Source organism: Sorangium sp. So ce1504 (genome assembly GCF_051521635.1).
GTDB classification, from domain to species: Bacteria; Myxococcota_A; Polyangia; order Polyangiales; family Polyangiaceae; genus Sorangium; species Sorangium cellulosum_B.
Genome location: NZ_CP150365.1, coordinates 11,369,287 through 11,385,481, shown reverse-complemented (window position 1 = coordinate 11,385,481; position 16,195 = coordinate 11,369,287). Strand labels below are relative to the sequence as shown.

The following is a 16,195-nucleotide window of genomic DNA, read 5'->3' as shown; positions in this document are numbered from 1 at the left end:
CTCCTCGTCATTGTCATTGCACACGAGGTGCCAAGCAGATGTGCTGTGTGACTGGGCTCACTGCCGGGCCGGCGTGGGTACTACGCCGCCCGAGCCAGGCACGCTGGCCCTCGCCGAGCGCGTGCTTCGGAGCGGGATCCTCGTCGCCCCGCGGGCGTCCTCCACGCCCACGCCGACATTGCGCGACCTGGCCAAGGCCGGAGGAGCATGGGACGGCGCGCGGTGGCCATGGGACGGCGCGCGGGCGCGCACGTGGGCCGCCCGGAAGCGGCTGGCGCTCGCGCGATCACGCGATCACGCGATCGCGCGATCGCCAGCCAACGCCGTCGGACGACACGCGCACGCGGACCGCAACGACCCGCTCCACAGCCCAGCATGGTTACGTTCAGAGCCGACGCAGGCGAGTCCTGGCCAGGTGGTGTGAGGAGATGACGCCGAGAGGCGATGTTTCGAGGACAGGTCGATACCAAGGCCGGCGAGCAGCCCCTTGACAGCCGTCCAGAACTCGAATCACGTAAGCAGCATGACCCCGCATCATGGCGATCGAGCATCTGGCGATCGGGTCAATCTCGGCGGCGAGCGCCAGCACCATCCTCAGCTTCTCGCCCGCGACGAGGTGCTCCTCGAGATCGACGCGCTCTTCCGGAAGGGCGCGACCACGGTCCTCGTCACGGGGGCCCCTGGCGTCGGCAAGAGCGCGATCCTGGCCAGCTATCTTCAGCGGGTCACCGCGACCTGCCAGGTCGAGCGCGTGCGCGGCGTGATCGCCGGCGCGAGCCGGCACCTCGCGCGCTGGGCCGAGCAGGTCGAACGCAACGTGCGAGCGCGCCCGGGGAGCGCGCGCTGGGCGGTCGCCTCCCATTTCCTGAGGACCACCGCGTTCGATCGGCCCGAGATCGTCGCGAGCTCGCTCGCAACGCAGCTCGAGGACCGCTTCATCGACATGCGCGACAGGAATGCGCACCCCGAGCGCCGCCTCATCGACCTCGTCGAGCGCATATCGAGGCGTGTCCTGGAGCCGGAGTCCATGAGCCTCCTCCTCGTCATGGATGACCTCGACGAGGCGGAAGACGAGAGGGGTCACTCCGATCTCGCCCGCCTGCTCCCCGCGCCGCTCCCGCCGCGCGTCGTCCTGCTCGCTTCCTCGCGCCCTACCACGGATCTCAGCTGGTTCATGCGTTACGCCCCGGCGCACGTCGACCTCGACGCCCCGCGATGGTTCCCCTCGAATCACGCGGCGTGCCGGGCCTTCTGGGACGGCGTCGTCCGGGAGCTCGGCCTCCCGGCCTACGTCGCTGATGAGGCCGTGCAGCGCGCCCAGGGCAACATGCTCTACTCCGTCGAGCTCGCCGAGTGGCTGCGGCGGTTGCCCCCCGAGGGCCGCCTCGGCAGTCCGCTCCCCCGCACGCTGCGTGACGTCTTCATCAAGCTATGGGGCCGCGTGAACCACCTGCCGGCCGAGTCGGAGGTGCTGGTCAAGCGCAGCCTGGCCGTCCTCTGCGCCGCCCCCTCACCGCTCCCCCTTTCGACCATCGCCGCGCATACCGGCTGGAGCAGCCACCTCCACGCGACCACCTTTCTGCGGGTCACGCGCCCCTTTCTCCAGCGCTTCACGACCCCGGGCGCCGAGGACACGTTTCGCCCCTTCCACGATGAGCTCCGGACGCTGATCACGGAGCAGCTCACCGCCGAAGCTCTGACGGCCAGCGCAGCTCCGTACTCCGCTGGTGTGGCGCTGGCTGCGTCATCGCCGTTGCCCTCGTCGCCGCCCCCACAGACGCCGCTGTCGGCGCGGACCGCGCACGACCAGGGCATCCTGTGGATGCGCGCGGTAGAGCCGATCCAGCAGCCGGCGCTCGACCAGGGGTCGACGGCGAGGGCACAGCGGGCTCCCGACCGCCGTGATCAGGCAGCGCGCATCGCTGATACCGAGGCGGAGCGCGCCATCGCCGCCGCGGAGGCGCAAGTGCTCGGTCCCGTGGCCGCTCGCTATGCCTTCCTCGTCGGCGTGGGCCGCTACGATGACCGCAGCCTGGGCAATCTGCGTTTTTGTGTCAACGACGTCATCGCGCTCGGGAACGCACTCAGGAACGAGCTGGGCTACGCCGTCGTGAAGTCGATGCACGACCACGTCGAAGAAGAGCGCATGTTGCCCCTGCGCAACCGCGTCTTGCAGGAGCTGAGCCTCTTCGCCAGTGGGCTGAGCCCCAATGACCTGCTCCTGGTGCATTTCTCCTGTCATGGCACCCTCCACGACGGCAAACCGCATCTCCTCTTTCGCGATACCGGCAATCAGGTGCTCTCCGAGACGTCCCTCTCGGTCGACAGGATCAAGAAGATCCTCCTCGAGTCGCCCGCCCGCCGCAAGATCCTCGTCCTCGATGCTTGCCACGCTGGGGTCGATCTCGGCCGGGCGCCCCGCGCTCCCTCGCTCGACCCTGGGTTCGTCCACGAGGCCTTCGAGCTCGCCGAGGGCATCGCCGTGCTCTCGGGCAGCACTTCCCAGCAGATCGCGATGGAGCGTCCGGAAGCCAAGCTCGGTGTGTTCACGTCGTTCGTGCTCGAGGGGCTCCGTGGCGCCGCCGATAGCACGGGTCGCAAGCGGTTCGTCACCGTGGACGATCTGAATCACTACGTCACGTACAGCGTCCAGCAATGGAGCCGCGAGCAGTCGCTCTCCCTGCAGACTCCCACGGCGAGGATCGAGGGGACCGGGAGCATGATCCTCGTCGACTTTCGCCACCGGAGCGCCTGAGGGCTCGACGTCCACGGCGCCTGGGCTCATCGCAGGGCGACCGGCACGTCCGCCGCGCAGGTCACGCGCGGTGACGTGCCGCGCGTGCGCGCGGCGCGCCGCGCGACTACGTCGATCGCAGCGCCTTTATCGTCCGACCTGCGTGGTGACGGCTTTTGGCTTTGTGATGAGAGGATCTGCTGGGCCCGAGGGGTTGATCTGGGAAGCCTTCATGCCATTGGCGTCGGTAAACGTGCCGAACTCGGCGGGCCTGGCGTCCTTGTGACCCGCCTGTCCAGGCGCCGGATCGCGACCGGCGAGCGCGGCGGCGATCTCTTTTCGGCGGAGGGGTGTCGGTGAGCTGAACGCGAGGATCTTCCCCTGGGTGGGGGTGACGAGCCACCCCGTGGCTGGAATGCGCGTGGCCTCGCCGGTCTTGGCGTGGATGGCTTCGCCATCCAGCGGGTACGTCGTGATGATCCGAGTGATCTCGGCGACCTGCACCAGGTACACGTACGCGTCTTGCTCGACCGTTCCCTCGAAGGCGATCTTCGTGTTCGCGGGAGCCAGGAACTTCTCGGTCGCGGCGGCGGAGAGGTTCTTCGTCGTGTCGCCGACGAGCACCGAGAGCGCCCACCGCAGGCGGTGGAGCTCGTCGCTCGACGTGGAGGGGGCGCTCTTCCTGGCTTTTTTGTTGGCTGACTTCGCTGGAGCCGTCGTGGACTGTGTTGCCCGCTTGGGTCTCGCAGCGGTGTTCCGGATCGGCATGACCATGTTCTCCTGGAGACGTGTTGTCTGGATGATTGAAGCGCACGAGGACCGATAAGCTGCGCGAGCGAGGGCGCCGGGCGGTGAAGCGCCCTCTCCGTCCGTTCCTGGTCATGCGGCCGCTGCCGTGCCCTGCTCGCCGCCCTCCGTCGGCGAGGTGGTTCACCGCGAGGCGCACCGGAACCCGAGCCCAGAGCGACCCTCGATGCGCTTCGAGCGGCCGCGCGTCACACCTCGAGACATCACATCCAGCGCCGGCCATGAACCGCCGCGGCGTATGCGCTGGTCCTCCTCGCGCGACACGCCAGGGCCTTCCGTCACGGGATCGATGCAATCGCCGCATGAGCCGTAGTGAGGAAGCAAGAACTGATCCTGCACCCACTCCGCCGCATTGCCGCCGAGGTCCCAGACCCCCTCCGGCGTCCTGTCCTGCAGGGACGTGCCCACGTCCTGCTCGCCCTTCGGAGACCTCTCGCAGAGGCCCTTCTCGTACACGCCAAAGGCGACCCCGTCGCAGCGAGGTGGATCCGAGCCCCACGGAAACCGGCGCGCTGTCGCTCCACGCGCGGCGAACTCCCACTCGGCCTCGGTGGGGAGGCGTTTCCCGCGGGCTTTGCAGTAGAGCGAGGCGGCGTCCCAGGTGACCTGGATGACCGGCTTGTTCTCGTGGCCCGGCCGGGGCACGAAGCGCCTCTCCGGGCGCAGGAGGATCCCCGAATACTCGGGGAAGAGATCGACCAGAAGATAGCCGCGCGCGCGCTCGTGTACGTAGCGCTGGATGCGGTGCTCGGGATCCTCCTTGATGTCGAGCGCCGGCGAGGTGACATCGAGCCACGCGGCGAACTCCGCGTTCGTGGTCTCGTAAGCATCGATGTAGAAGGGGGACACGGTCACCTCTCGCACGGGCTGCTCTCGCTCGAGCAGGTCCCGGCGGCACTCGGGCCCGAGGCGCTGGCACTCGGCGTCGATCTCGGCGAGCGTGCTCCCCATCCGGAACTGGCCTCCCGGGAGCCGCACCATGTTGGACAGCGACACGGGCGCTCTCTCCGGGGGCGCGGGCCTCGCTGGTGCGCTCGCCACGAGCGCAGCCTTCAGGGGGAGCCTCCTGGTCAGCGCAGCCTGCGCGGGTCCGCCGCCGACGCCGTTGCTGCACGCTCGAACGAGGCCATAGGACGCGGTCACGAGCAGCGCAGGGATCGCGAGCAAGCCGACCAGGCCCCGCCCCTGCGGCCGCGCGGACGACGCGGTGACCTCTTGCGTCTCGGTGCGCTCGACGCGCACCTCCATCTGCTCCGGTGTGTTGTCGGCCCCGGGGCCGGGTGACGGCGCGGCCTCGGACGGAGTCACCTCCGCCGCCTCGGCGACCTTCGTTCCGCCTGGCCGTGATCCCCTCTCGTGCGGGGTCGTCTCCCGGACGGCCGGCTTCTTCACGGTCGTCCTGCCGGCGTACCCCGCCTCCGGTGTCGCTGCTGACGTCGACTCCGCTGCGGATCCCACGACCGCTGCCGGCGTGACAGCGGGCGTCGCTGCGATGTCGCGGCGCATGGCCTCGGCGATCTGGGCGATATCCGGGCGCCGCGACGGCTCCTTCGCCAGCATGCGCCGGATCAAGCTCGAGATCTCCTGGGGCACCTCCGGGGCGACCTCGCTCAGAGGACGCGGATCCTGGAAGAGGTGCATGCGCAGGACCTCGACGGGCTCACCCGTGAACGGCGGCTCTCCCGCGAGCAGCTCGTGGAGGACGACGCCCAGGGAGTAGATATCGGATCGGCTGTCCACCGGCGATTGGCCGACACACTGCTCGGGCGACATGTACATCGCCGTTCCGAGCACCGAGCCCGGCGCGGTGAGATCGGCCTTGTCCTCGGTGAACCGGGCGATGCCGAAATCCAGCAGCTTCAGGCGCTCCCCGCCGGACGCCTCGTCGTCGGCGACGAGCATCATGTTCGAGGGCTTCAGGTCGCGGTGGACAATCCCGTTCTTGTGGACCGCCGCCAGCGCCGACGCCGCTTGACGGCCGATACGAAGCACCTCCGGAAGGGCGAGCCTCTTGCATCGCATCAGGCGACTCCGGAGCAGCTCGCCTCGGAGATACTCCATGAGGATGTACGGCTCGCCCTGGGGCGTCTCACCGAAATCGAAGATCTTCACCAGCCCAGGATGGTCGACCAGGCTCAGCGCGCGCGCCTCATTGGTGAACCGACGAAGCTGGCTCGCGTCCCGGGCGAGCTGGCTGGAGAGCACCTTGACCGCCGCGAGCTGTCCAACGCTCCGATGGACCGCGCGGTAGACAACCCCCATCCCCCCACGGCCGATCTCCTCGGTGATGAGGTACTGGCCGATGCTCGATCTGAGGAGTGAATCCACGCTGCGCCTCGGTTCAGACTCGGCGGCCTCGAACGGCTCGGGTGAATCCTATAACGGTGAACGATGGGGGAAAACGACCTATCGATGCCCCGGCCTGCGCAAAGCAGCGGGGGCTATGGCGTTATGCCGCCCACGCTGTAATTTGCTTCGCGCTCGGGGAGCGCGCGCGGTGAGCGCCACGTCAGCGGCGGAAGCGCTGCACATCGAGGTCGTGATGGGCAATCCATCGATAGATCTGCTTGCGCGACCGGCGCGTCGCCCGCGCGATGTCCGCCACCACGCCGCGGTGCGCGCGGAGCAGCTCCTCGAGCTGGGCTCGATCGGGCGGAGGCTCCCGCTCGTCGGCTGCGTTTGACGCATCTTCCTCGCTGGAGGGCGCGGGGGCCGACGAAGGGTGCGCGTCGGAGGTGGTCGTCCGTGGAGATGCGGGCGCTGCGCCGGACGGAGGCCCGAGCCGGTCGGCCACGAGCTCGAGATCCAGCACGCCGGCCTCGCCGCCGCGAATGCGGAGCTGCGCGGCGAGGGCGAACACCTCGCGAACATTGAAGGGCCATGGATGCAGGAGCAGCGCCTCCGCGAGCGCGGAGCTGACGCGCGGGCGGGGCCGGCCCAGCGCGTGATCGAGCAGGGGCAGCACGTCCTCGCGCCGCTCGCGGAGCGGCGCGATCCCGAGCGGGAACTCCGAGAGCCTCGCGAAGAGATCGCCGCGAAAGCGGTGCGCCGCGATATCCGCCGTGAGGTCGCGGTTCGTCGCGGCGACGATGCGGACGTCGCAGGCGACCGGGGCTGTCGCCCCGACGGGGAGCACCATGCGATCCTGCAGCACGCGAAGGAGCTTGGGCTGCACGCCCTGCGGGAGATCGCCGACCTCATCCAGGAAGAGGGTGCCCCCGTCGGCGGCGCGGAACAGCCCGGGGCGGGCCACAGCCCCGCTGAACGCGTTGGCCAGGTGACCGAACAGCTGGCTCTCGGCGAGGCTCTCGGGGATGGCGCTGCAGTTCACGGCCACGAACGGCCCTCGCCGCTTGCTGGCGTCGTGCACGGCGCGCGCCACCACCTCCTTGCCGCAGCCGCTCTCGGCGAGGAGCAGCACCGTGACCTCGGTGGGGCCGACGCGGTGGATAGCGGCGCGCAGCGCGCACATCGAGGGAGCGTCGCCGAGGAGCGATGGCACCGGCGCGTCGGTCTGAGGCTCCGGTTCGGCGCGGACCACCAGGTACGAGTCGCCTATCGAGAGCACGTCGCCGTCGTCCAGCAGCGCTTCGTCGATGCGCCGTCCGTTCACGTGCGTGCCGTTGCGGCTCTTTTCATCGACGACCCGCAGGCGGCCGAGCGCGTCTGTGTGGAGCGTCGCGTGGAGCCGCGATGCGCGAGCGTCGCGGGGCAGGGCGATGCCGCTCCGCACCTCCCGCCCCATGGGCGTCGCACCTCGCGACGGCGTGAAGATGACCGGCGGGTTCAGGAGGTCGTCGCCGGAGTAGACAAGGCGCAGACGGAACACCCGCAGCAGGCCGCGCAGGATCACAGGCGCCTTCTCCTCGGTCGTCGCCGCGGGCGGGACCTCGCCTGGTCTGTTGATGGGTACATCCTGGGGCATTCACCAGACAAATAGCGCATCGAGGCGCTCTCCTGGGGACCGCGAGCGGCTCTCCCGGAGGCCATGCGTCCCGTGGCGACGCCTCCAGCGATTGCAGTGAGAGTGAACTGGCGCTGCGGCGATCGCGGCCATCGCTCCGCCGGGTGTGCACGGGTCGTGGGACCGCCCGCGGGCCGTCCAGGCGGAGGGCGGCAGGGCTCGATGGGCGTCGCCGGGGTCGCGGTGGGCGTCCACATCGGGTGCGCGACGACCTATCATCCTGCAACCGCGAAAGTATTCCAGGGACCTCGATGAGCAGACGTACGTGGGCGGATGGGTTCGACGACTCGACTGGCGGTCAGGAGCTCGCCGTGAGACGACGAGATGCGCTCCAATCCTTGCGCGGCCCGGAGGGAGGCTATGCCCGATCGCACCGCGGCCTTGCTTCGTTCTGGCGGACCATTGCGGAAGAGATTCGCGCTCGGCCGACTTCGCCCGACATCCTTCCGTTGCTGACACAGCTTGACGACTGGCTTGTCGGCGGGCCGCCCTGCGGGATGGTGGTGAGCGCCAATCCCGCGGCGCGCACGGCCCTCTTGGCGCGATGGGCTTTGTCGATCGTGGAGCGCAAGTCGGCCGAGGTGATCTTCGTACCGGTAAGCCCGTGCCTGGGAACAGCGGTCGAACGCGACGTGCTGAAGCTGCTGTTTGGCTTGTTTCGGAGCTCAGAAACAGCAGTATTCAGTCGACCGCGGAGCCCCGAGGAGCTGATGCTGTCAATCCGAATGGCGCTACGAGGCGTCGATTCGGTCTCCTCGGTTCCAGACGAGGAACGTCCCCAGTTGCTCGTGATAGTGGACGGGATCGAGAGGGCGGTGGATGGATGGCCTCATAGACGAATGCCTTTCCTGGGCGAGGCCTACGATGGGGCACACATCCTTGTGTCCACCAGTCCGGAGGATTCTTCCGCACGCGGCCTGGGGTTGCATGAACGCCTCGCTTGGTCGCGGGAGAAGACGAGTGTCTTCTTGATTGCGAGCGAGAGCGAATCTCCGGAAGGAACGGCGCAGGCGCAGCGAACCGTCGAGAGAGCTGGCGACGTGGCCCCCTCGTCGGTTCGCTTCTTCGATGCACTCGGGACGGTGCTCGCACCCGTATCGAACGATGATCTCGCCTCGGCACTGGGCTTGGACACAACCGAGGTTGAGGCCTTCAAGGACGGACCGCACGCTGCTCAGCGGCTCGTCCTGCTGAGCGACGACGGCAAATTCTCCTTCCGCGACGACGCGACTCGTGCAGGTTGGACGATGGAAACGAGCAAGGTCGCGTCCATCGAAGATGCCCTCATAGCGAGGGGGCTGGCGGCGCTCACACGCGCAGCCATCTCGCCCGAGGCGTGGCCCTCCTACCTCGTGGAGTACCTGGGCGCCCACATGAAGCGGCGCTCTGTATCAATAGTTGACTTGCTGACGCTCGTGTCACCCGAGTGGCTCCGGATCTGGATGAGCCATCCCGGGGGCTTGGTCGGGTTCACCACTGACGCTCGTCGCGCGCGCTACGCCGCCGAGGACGCGCTCATCGAAGTCTGCCGTCCGGCGCGCGCCGCAGCGGCCGAGCAAGAGAGGGCAACGCTTCTCTGCGTTATCGTTCGGTGCGCCCTGGTCGAAGCCTCCTTGTTCGCGAAGGAGGGAAGTATCGAAGAAGTAGACTATCGCAAGGCGCCTTATGTAGAGCCAACGGTGGATGTGGCGAAGCCGACTGGAGCCGCGCGTGAGCGTGCCGAGGCGCTGGTGACGTTCGCCTCCCTGGTGACAGGCTCGGAGCAGCAGCTGGTTCAGAGATGGGCTATGGACGCTTGCGCAGGTCTCGATGAGATCCTTCCCCGACCCATCCCTCACGTGACGACGGACCGGAGCGCGGCCGACCCCGAGCGCACCCGCCGGATCCGCGCGGGCGCGACGTACGACGAGGTCGACGCGTATCTGTCGAGGGACATGGTGATTCGACCCACGGACCTCTCGCCCGATGAAGCTTGGCGCCTCGCGGAGAGCCGAGAAGGGGAATCTCGGATGGTCTCCTTCGCGGGCATCTTGCCCGATCTCTCCGAGGAGATGCGCGAGAGCGCCGTTCGAGAGGTCATGTCCTCCTACTGGGCCCACGGCGACCGGCTGGCCTTGCGCGTCCTTTCGGCTTGCGCGCCCTGGATGGCCCTCCCCGATGCAGCCAGGGTCATCTGCAACGAGCTCGGCAACGACTGGACGGGCGACTTCCCCGGGATGCTGGTAGGCTTCGGCAGCCTCACCGAGCTCTCTCCGCTCCTGCAGCGGTTGGGCGGGACAGCGGCGATCGTGGGGGTCGCCCGCGCCATCGCCGAGGTGGGCCAGTGGCTCCCCTAGCTCCGCGTGTCACAAATCCCGCCAGAAACACCGGTTGATGACGAGCGGCGGCCGGGAACAGCAGCGATTTTCGTAGCTTCCGCCTGTTTCGCCGCCGAAGGCGGCTCCGGCGTGGCCCGACTCCGTACGAGCGAGAGCAGCGTTCTCGACGAGCTCCACGCGCCGCGCTCTCGTGGACCCGTCAGCACGTCATCGACGCCGAGCGCGACGTGCTGCATTGACATCGCGCGCTCCAAAGCTCTGTACGAGGGGCAGGAAGAGCTCGTCCACGATGGACTGGATGCGTGCGGGCTTCAGCGGCTTGAGATCCATGAGCAGGTCGTGCCGCACGAGGTCGTACGGCAGGGCGAGCACGGCGGAGGGAATGCGCTCGAGGTCGATCTCACCGCGGTCGTGGGCGCGTTGGTAGGGGATGCGGACACGCGGCTTCCGGGTGTCCATGACCTTGTCGCGCACCTGCGAGGGGGTCAGGCCGGTGCCGGCCAGCAACCCCGAGAAGGCGGCGGCTGCGGCGATGGCGAAGAAGCCGGCAAGGGCGTCGCTCAGGGCCGTCAGGTGGGCGAGCAGGTCGCTGCGCAGGGCGCCGGTGTCGGGGACCGCGACCGGGCTTACGTCCCGGCGGTGCTGGAGGGCGGCGAGCACCAGCTCGTCCTTGTTCGCCCAGCGACGGTACAGGACCGCGATCCCCGTGCGAGCGCGTGCGGCGACCGACTCCATGGTCAGGTTCGCGAAGCCGACCTCGACCAGCTCCTCCCAGGTCGCGTCGAGCAGATCGGCCTCGAGCTGCGCGCCGCGTCGCCTGCGGCGCGCTCGCGTTCGTGTTCCTGTCGTCATGGCCCGATCGTTTAGAGATATTTTCATTTCTTATCAACGCCGCGGATGATAAGAGATGGATCGCTCTCTTCAACCGGAGGCTGCCGATGGCGGATCGCGAGGCGTGCGCAGTGCTGATCGTCGGCGCCGGTCCGACCGGGCTGACGCTGGCCTGCGAGCTCGCCCGCAGCGGCGTGTCCTTCCGCCTGATCGAGGCCGCCCCAGGCCCGCGGCCCGGCTCGCGCGGCAAGGGCATCCAGCCGCGCACGCTCGAGGTCTTCGACGATCTCGGCATCGCCGATCGCGTGATCGCCCACGGCCGGATGGCGATGCCGATCCTCTCCACGGTTCCCGACGGCCGGGAGACGCTGGGCGGCGCCGTCCCCGAGGCGTTGAAGGGTCGCTCCGACATTCCCTATCCGGCGAGCCTGATCACGCCCCAGTGGCGCACCGAGGAAGCGCTGCGGCTGCGGCTCTTGGAGCTCGGCGGCGCGGTCGAGTTCGGTGCTGCGCTCGCGAGCTTCGAGCAGTCCGACGAAGGCGTGTCGGCGGTGGTCGTCAAGGGCGGTGAGGCGGAGACGGTCGCCGCGCGCTGGCTGGTCGGCTGCGACGGCGGCCACAGCATCGTCCGCAAGCAGGCCGGCATCGCGTTCGAGGGCGAGACCCGCGAGGAAGTGCGGATGATCGTCGCCGACGCCGGCGTTGACGGCCTCGACCGCGACGCCTGGCGCATCTGGTGGCATGAGGAGGGCGTCGTCGGCCTCTGCCCGCTGCCCTCGACCGACGTCTTTCAAGTTCATGCCGTCGTCACGCCGCGACAGGACCCCGAGCTCAGCCTCGCGAACATGCGGGCGATCCTCGATCGGCGGAGCGGCCGCACCGACCTCCGGCTCCACGAGCCGACGTGGTCGTCGCTGTGGCGCGCGAACGTCCGCCTCGTCGACAGGTATCGCGCAGGTCGCGTGTTCCTCGCCGGCGACGCGGCGCACATTCACTCGCCCGCCGGCGGCCAGGGGATGAACACGGGCATCCAGGACGCGCACAACCTCGGCTGGAAGCTGGCGGCGGTCGCGAAGGGCGCCTCGCCGGCATTGCTCGACAGCTACGAGGCCGAGCGGCGACCGATCGCGGCCGGCGTGCTCGCGCTCTCGAACACGCGCCTCCAGCAGGTGCTCGAGCGGAAGGACGTCGCCCTCCGCCGCGATGCGAGCATCACCCAGCTCGACATCCACTACCGCGGCTCTTCCCTGGCGCGCGACGACCGCGACGAGGCTGCCCTGCTCCGCGCCGGCGACCGCGCCCCCGACGCGACGAAGCTGACCACGGTGGAAGGTGAACGCCGGCTGTTCGAGCTGACGCGCGGCGGGCGCTTCACGTTGCTGAGCTTCGGGCCCGCGCAATCGATCGGCGCCTCAGCCTCCGACCTGAGGACGCTCCATGTCGTCGGACAGCCGTCGGGCCCCGACGACATCGCCGACACCGCTGGCCATCTCGCCCACGCCTACGGCGCAACGGAGCGCACCCTCGTGCTCATCCGCCCCGACGGCTACATCGCGCTGATCTCCGACGCCGGCGACGCCTCGGCCGTCTCGGACCATCTCGCCGCGTTCAGCTGAGCGTTGCGACGGCGGGTCTGCGGCGGGCGCGACAGAGGAGCACACGGTCCGATGAGAGCGAAGTGCGTTCTGGCAGCGGCGAGGGCCATGAGGGCGTTTGGTGCCAGCCGACCGTTGCTCCGACGATGCGAAGCGTGGTCACGGGACGACCAGCACTGGAGCGCCCTTGCGGACCACGTAAGATATGACGAACTTGAGCGGCTTCGTGGCGCTCGTGTTCTTGAACATCACGTGGGGCACGTTCGGCAAGTCCCGAAAGCTCTGCCCTTCGCGGACCTCGATGGTCTTGCCGCCCTCGAAGGTGGATTCGAAGCTGCCGCTCACTACGTACCCGACGCCAGCCGCCGGGTGGTGGTGCGGCGGCGCCGCGACGCCGGGCGCATACTCGATAAGGTACATCCGCGTCTCCCACCCGGGAAGCTCCTGCAAGTCCGACTGATCGAGCAGCGTGCGCGAGATTCCCTGGGCAGTCTTTTCCTGGGCGCGCTCCGCGCTTCCTGCGGAGCTTGGCGCGGTCGTCGCCGGAGCTCGTGCATTCGGGTGCGTTTCCACCGCAGGCGAGGCAAGTTGGTTGGCGTTGGCCGCCGGCACTGGAGCCGCGCCGCCCTCGGTTTCCTGCGTTCGAACGACCGGCGTCGCCTCCGGCCCGTTCAGCGGGAGCTTCGAGTCAGCGGACACAGGCGCCGGGGACGGTTGCGTCGCACAAGCGCTCACCAGAAGAAGCAACAACGTCGCACCGCCGAACAACGTCGAGGGAAACTTGCAATCGAGCACGCTCTTTTCCATGGCACTCCTCTTCCAAGTCGAACCGTCCGGGGCGAGCTCAGACCTGCGTGGCGATTTGACAGGGCCCTCACGCGTCTCCGCATCAGGAGAGGCTCTTGGAACGCCTCCCACAGAACTACATTTGTAGTTCATGGCTTGCCGCTTGTCAACCGTCTAGAGCAGGGGGACACGGCCCGGTCAGGGGCAGCGTCTCGGAGAAGGCCAGCAGTCGGGCCGGTTGCAATCAATCACCGGCAGGCTGACGCCTTGGATGCGAGCGCGTCGCATGCTGCGGCGTAGCCGCTCCGCGGAGCGCGTTCCGAAGCGGGCGCTTCGGAACGCAACCGCTGCGCGCGGGCGATCAACTACACAAAATCTCTTCACCGATAAGGCCCTGCCGCCGGCGCTCCCGGCAGCCGGCAGGAGCCGCTCGCGCAGGACGGGTGGCCGAACCAGCCCGCGAGCCACTTTCTGTTGCCCGAGAGCGCGTGGAAGAAGCGCTCGGCCATCTTCGAGAGCGTGTCGCCGCTCAGCCGGTACGACCACTCGCGATACCCCTCGAGCGCCCAGAGCGCCACGATGAAGGCCGCGGGGCCGGCCCAGACCTCGCCGCGATCGCTGATCACCACGAGCTCCTCGCCGAGCCAGGGCACGGCCCCGTACCGCTCCGCCGCCTCGGGCGAGCCGGCGGGCAGGAACTCCATCTCGACAAGCGCCGTCTGGTGCTCCATCCAGTGGCGGCACCGCGTGCACAGCGCGCACTCGGCGTCATAGAGCACGGTGATTCGCTCGATCATGGCCCGCTCTCCTCGCAGCGCGGAGGCCAGGGCGCCTGGCCGCGCCGCCAGCGCGAGGCGCCACGGCGCCTCACGCCCGCGTCTGCATTCGTCACGCCGAGACCTCCGCGACGGCCCGCCGGCGCTCTCGCTGCGCGGCCATCTCCTCTTCCGCGCGCGCCGTGCGCGGATCGATGCGCATCTGCGGCGCGACCGGAGGCGGCAGGACCGCGAGCTTCGCGCGGCGGCGGATGCGGTGGAACACGAGGAGGTTCGTGAAGTGCATCAGGGCGAGCGACAGCAAGAGCAGGCCCAGCTTCGACGACAGCACCTCGACCGCCTCCGTCATCGTCGCCGAGCCTTCCGCCTTCAGGATCAGCGACGCATACCCCAGGTTCACCAGGTAGAACCCCACCACGAGCAGGCGGTTCACCGCCTCGGCCATCCTCGGGTTGTCGGCGAACACCTCCTCCAGGAACACCGATCCATTCTTGAACAGCGTGCGGGCGATCCAGATAGTCAGTCCGACGCTGATGACCGCATAGGCCCCGTACACCGCGATGAGATAGCTTTCGACCGGGTCTGCCATGGTTCGTCTCCTCGGCAGGCCTCTCAGCAGCGCCCGTGCCATCCGCGGGATCCGCGCTGATCGACCGGATCGAGGCGCGGCGGCGGGCCGCGGTGCCCAGGCCATGGGCAGGCCGCTGTCCACGCCGTGGACACCTCGCGCCCCCGGGGCCTCTGGCGCTATCGTCGGGGCTTCCCACCCCTCCGAGGCCTTGTGAGACCCCTGGTCGCTCTCGCGTACTACCCGCTCTGGGCCGCTGCCGTGACCGTCGCGGTCACCGCGCTGCGGCTCGGGCGCAACGTGGGCCGCGGCCTCGTCGCGCTCTGCTTCTTCCTCGCCTTCTGGGTCACAGGGCTCATCCTGCTCGAGACGGACGGCACGCTCGTTCTCGCCGAGCACGTCATTCCGAGCGGGATCATCGTCTCCGCGGGCCTCGCCCACGCCTACGCCGACATCGCCGGCGCCTCGCGCCGCCCCGTCGTCTTCGCCTACGCCGTGTGCGCCGCGGTCGCGCTGCTCGGGGCCGTCGACCCGCGCCTCCTCTACGGTCCTGGCGCCCGCTCGCCGGGACCGCTGTTCTTCCCGCTCTCGGTCGTGATGGGCGTCGCCTGGGTCGTGGTCGGCGTTCGCCTCGGGCGCGCGGCGCTCGCGGCCCGGGGGCTCCAGCGGCGGCGCATCGCCGCGCTCTTCTTCGGCAGCGTGCTCGCGACGCTCGGCGGCGGCTTCGTCGTGGTGCTGCGTGTGCTCCGGCTCGGCGACGTGCTCCTCGGCGCGCCGCTCCTGCTCCTCGCCATCCTGCTCGTGGCCTACGCCGTGCTCATCGGCGAGCTGGGCCGCTCCCGCCGCGTCTTCGCGCAGGGGCTCGCCTACGCCGGCCTGACAGCGCTCCTCTCGACGCTCGGGCTCGTTGTCTTCTTCAGGGTCCTGCCCGCGCTCGCGCCGGGCGGCGGCGCGTCGCTCGGCTGGCTCGTCTTCGTCGTCTTTCTCGCCGCGCTCCCGTCCGATCCGCTGCGCATGCTCGTCGTGGAGCACCTCGGGCGCCGGCTGTTCTCGAGGCCCATCGGCGTCCGCGATCTCGCCGACGAGATCGAGCGCGTCGAGGTGCGCGCCGACCAGGCCGAGCGGCTCGCCGAGCTCGGCCGCCTCGCGAGCGCGGTCGCGCACGAGATCCGCAATCCGCTCGGGGTCATCGCCGCGCAGGCGAAGCTGCTCGAGCGGCAGGGCGCGAAGCCCGAGACCGTGGCGTCGCTGCGCGCCCAGGTCGACCGGGCGAGGCGCTTCCTCGACGATCTCCTCCGCTACAGCCGCCCGAGGCCGCTCGAGGTGAGCGAGGTCGACGTGCTCTCCACGCTGCGGCTCGCGGCGAGCCAGGTCCGGCAGATCGTCGGCGAGGGCGCGCCGCCCATCGAGGTGGCGCCCGAGGCAGGCGGGTCGATCTTCGTCGAGGCCGACCGCGGGGCGTTCCTCGACGTCGCCACGGCGCTCCTGCAGAACGCGGCCATCGCGCTCGACGGGAGCCCCGAGGGGCGGATCCGCGCGGTGGTCGCGCGCGGCGAGGGCGGCTTCGTGGTCGTGCGCGTGGAGGACAACGGCCCGGGGGTGCCGGCCGAGATCGAGGCGATGCTGTTCCAGCCGTTCGTGACGGGTCGGGGGCGAGACGCGAAGCACCCGGGCACGGGCCTCGGCCTGGCCGTCGCGGCGCGCTGGCTGGAGCGGCACGGGGGAGCGCTGCGCTACGAGCGCGCCCCGGGGGGCGGCGCGCGCTTCGAGGCGAGGTGGCCCGCGAGGGCGGCGGAGGCGGGGGGGTGATGTTCCT

The 16,195-nt window shown here is 69.5% G+C and carries 11 protein-coding genes; 4 read left to right on the top strand and 7 right to left on the bottom strand.

What is annotated here, in order from left to right; all coding sequences use genetic code 11:
- Positions 1 to 523: 523 nt before the first annotated feature.
- Positions 524 to 2,755 (top strand): caspase family protein, encoded by a 2,232-nt coding sequence (locus WMF39_RS42855; RefSeq protein WP_437742216.1) that lies wholly within the window; start codon positions 524 to 526, stop codon positions 2,753 to 2,755.
- Between the two features lie 126 nt (positions 2,756 to 2,881).
- On the opposite strand, the gene WMF39_RS42850 is transcribed toward WMF39_RS42855, so the two are convergent.
- The 3 genes from WMF39_RS42850 to WMF39_RS42840 form a co-directional block, all read right to left on the bottom strand.
- On the bottom strand, positions 2,882 to 3,358 hold the full coding sequence (locus WMF39_RS42850; RefSeq protein WP_437742215.1) for a hypothetical protein: 477 nt from the start codon (positions 3,356 to 3,358) through the stop codon (positions 2,882 to 2,884).
- Positions 3,359 to 3,664: 306 nt separating this feature from the next.
- Positions 3,665 to 5,869 (bottom strand): bifunctional serine/threonine-protein kinase/formylglycine-generating enzyme family protein, encoded by a 2,205-nt coding sequence (locus tag WMF39_RS42845; protein WP_437742214.1) that lies wholly within the window; start codon positions 5,867 to 5,869, stop codon positions 3,665 to 3,667.
- A gap of 181 nt (positions 5,870 to 6,050) precedes the next feature.
- Positions 6,051 to 7,466, bottom strand: coding sequence for a sigma 54-interacting transcriptional regulator (locus WMF39_RS42840; RefSeq protein WP_437742213.1), 1,416 nt, complete (start codon positions 7,464 to 7,466; stop codon positions 6,051 to 6,053).
- Between the two features lie 488 nt (positions 7,467 to 7,954).
- Here WMF39_RS42840 and WMF39_RS42835 point away from each other — a divergent pair, with 488 nt between their 5' ends.
- Positions 7,955 to 9,841, top strand: a complete 1,887-nt coding sequence (locus WMF39_RS42835) for a hypothetical protein (protein ID WP_437742212.1) — start codon at positions 7,955 to 7,957, stop codon at positions 9,839 to 9,841.
- Positions 9,842 to 10,030: 189 nt separating this feature from the next.
- Here the strand turns inward: WMF39_RS42835 and WMF39_RS42830 are convergent, their stop codons facing one another.
- Positions 10,031 to 10,675, bottom strand: a complete 645-nt coding sequence (locus WMF39_RS42830; protein ID WP_437742211.1) for a TetR/AcrR family transcriptional regulator — start codon at positions 10,673 to 10,675, stop codon at positions 10,031 to 10,033.
- Positions 10,676 to 10,761: 86 nt separating this feature from the next.
- Here WMF39_RS42830 and WMF39_RS42825 point away from each other — a divergent pair, with 86 nt between their 5' ends.
- On the top strand, positions 10,762 to 12,270 hold the full coding sequence (locus WMF39_RS42825; protein WP_437748109.1) for an FAD-dependent oxidoreductase: 1,509 nt from the start codon (positions 10,762 to 10,764) through the stop codon (positions 12,268 to 12,270).
- A 138-nt stretch (positions 12,271 to 12,408) separates the two neighbouring features.
- On the opposite strand, the gene WMF39_RS42820 is transcribed toward WMF39_RS42825, so the two are convergent.
- The 3 genes from WMF39_RS42820 to WMF39_RS42810 all read right to left on the bottom strand — a co-directional run bounded on the left by WMF39_RS42820 (position 12,409) and on the right by WMF39_RS42810 (position 14,400).
- A complete protein-coding gene (locus WMF39_RS42820; RefSeq protein WP_437742210.1) occupies positions 12,409 to 13,056 on the bottom strand; it encodes a cupin domain-containing protein in 648 nt (215 codons plus the stop codon).
- A gap of 359 nt (positions 13,057 to 13,415) precedes the next feature.
- Positions 13,416 to 13,832, bottom strand: coding sequence for a thiol-disulfide oxidoreductase DCC family protein (locus tag WMF39_RS42815; RefSeq protein WP_437712446.1), 417 nt, complete (start codon positions 13,830 to 13,832; stop codon positions 13,416 to 13,418).
- Between the two features lie 91 nt (positions 13,833 to 13,923).
- Positions 13,924 to 14,400: a hypothetical protein gene (locus WMF39_RS42810; protein WP_437742209.1), complete on the bottom strand. Its 477-nt coding sequence runs from the start codon at positions 14,398 to 14,400 to the stop codon at positions 13,924 to 13,926.
- Positions 14,401 to 14,592: 192 nt separating this feature from the next.
- Here WMF39_RS42810 and WMF39_RS42805 point away from each other — a divergent pair, with 192 nt between their 5' ends.
- Positions 14,593 to 16,188, top strand: coding sequence for an ATP-binding protein (locus WMF39_RS42805; protein ID WP_437742208.1), 1,596 nt, complete (start codon positions 14,593 to 14,595; stop codon positions 16,186 to 16,188).
- Positions 16,189 to 16,195 lie beyond the last annotated feature (7 nt).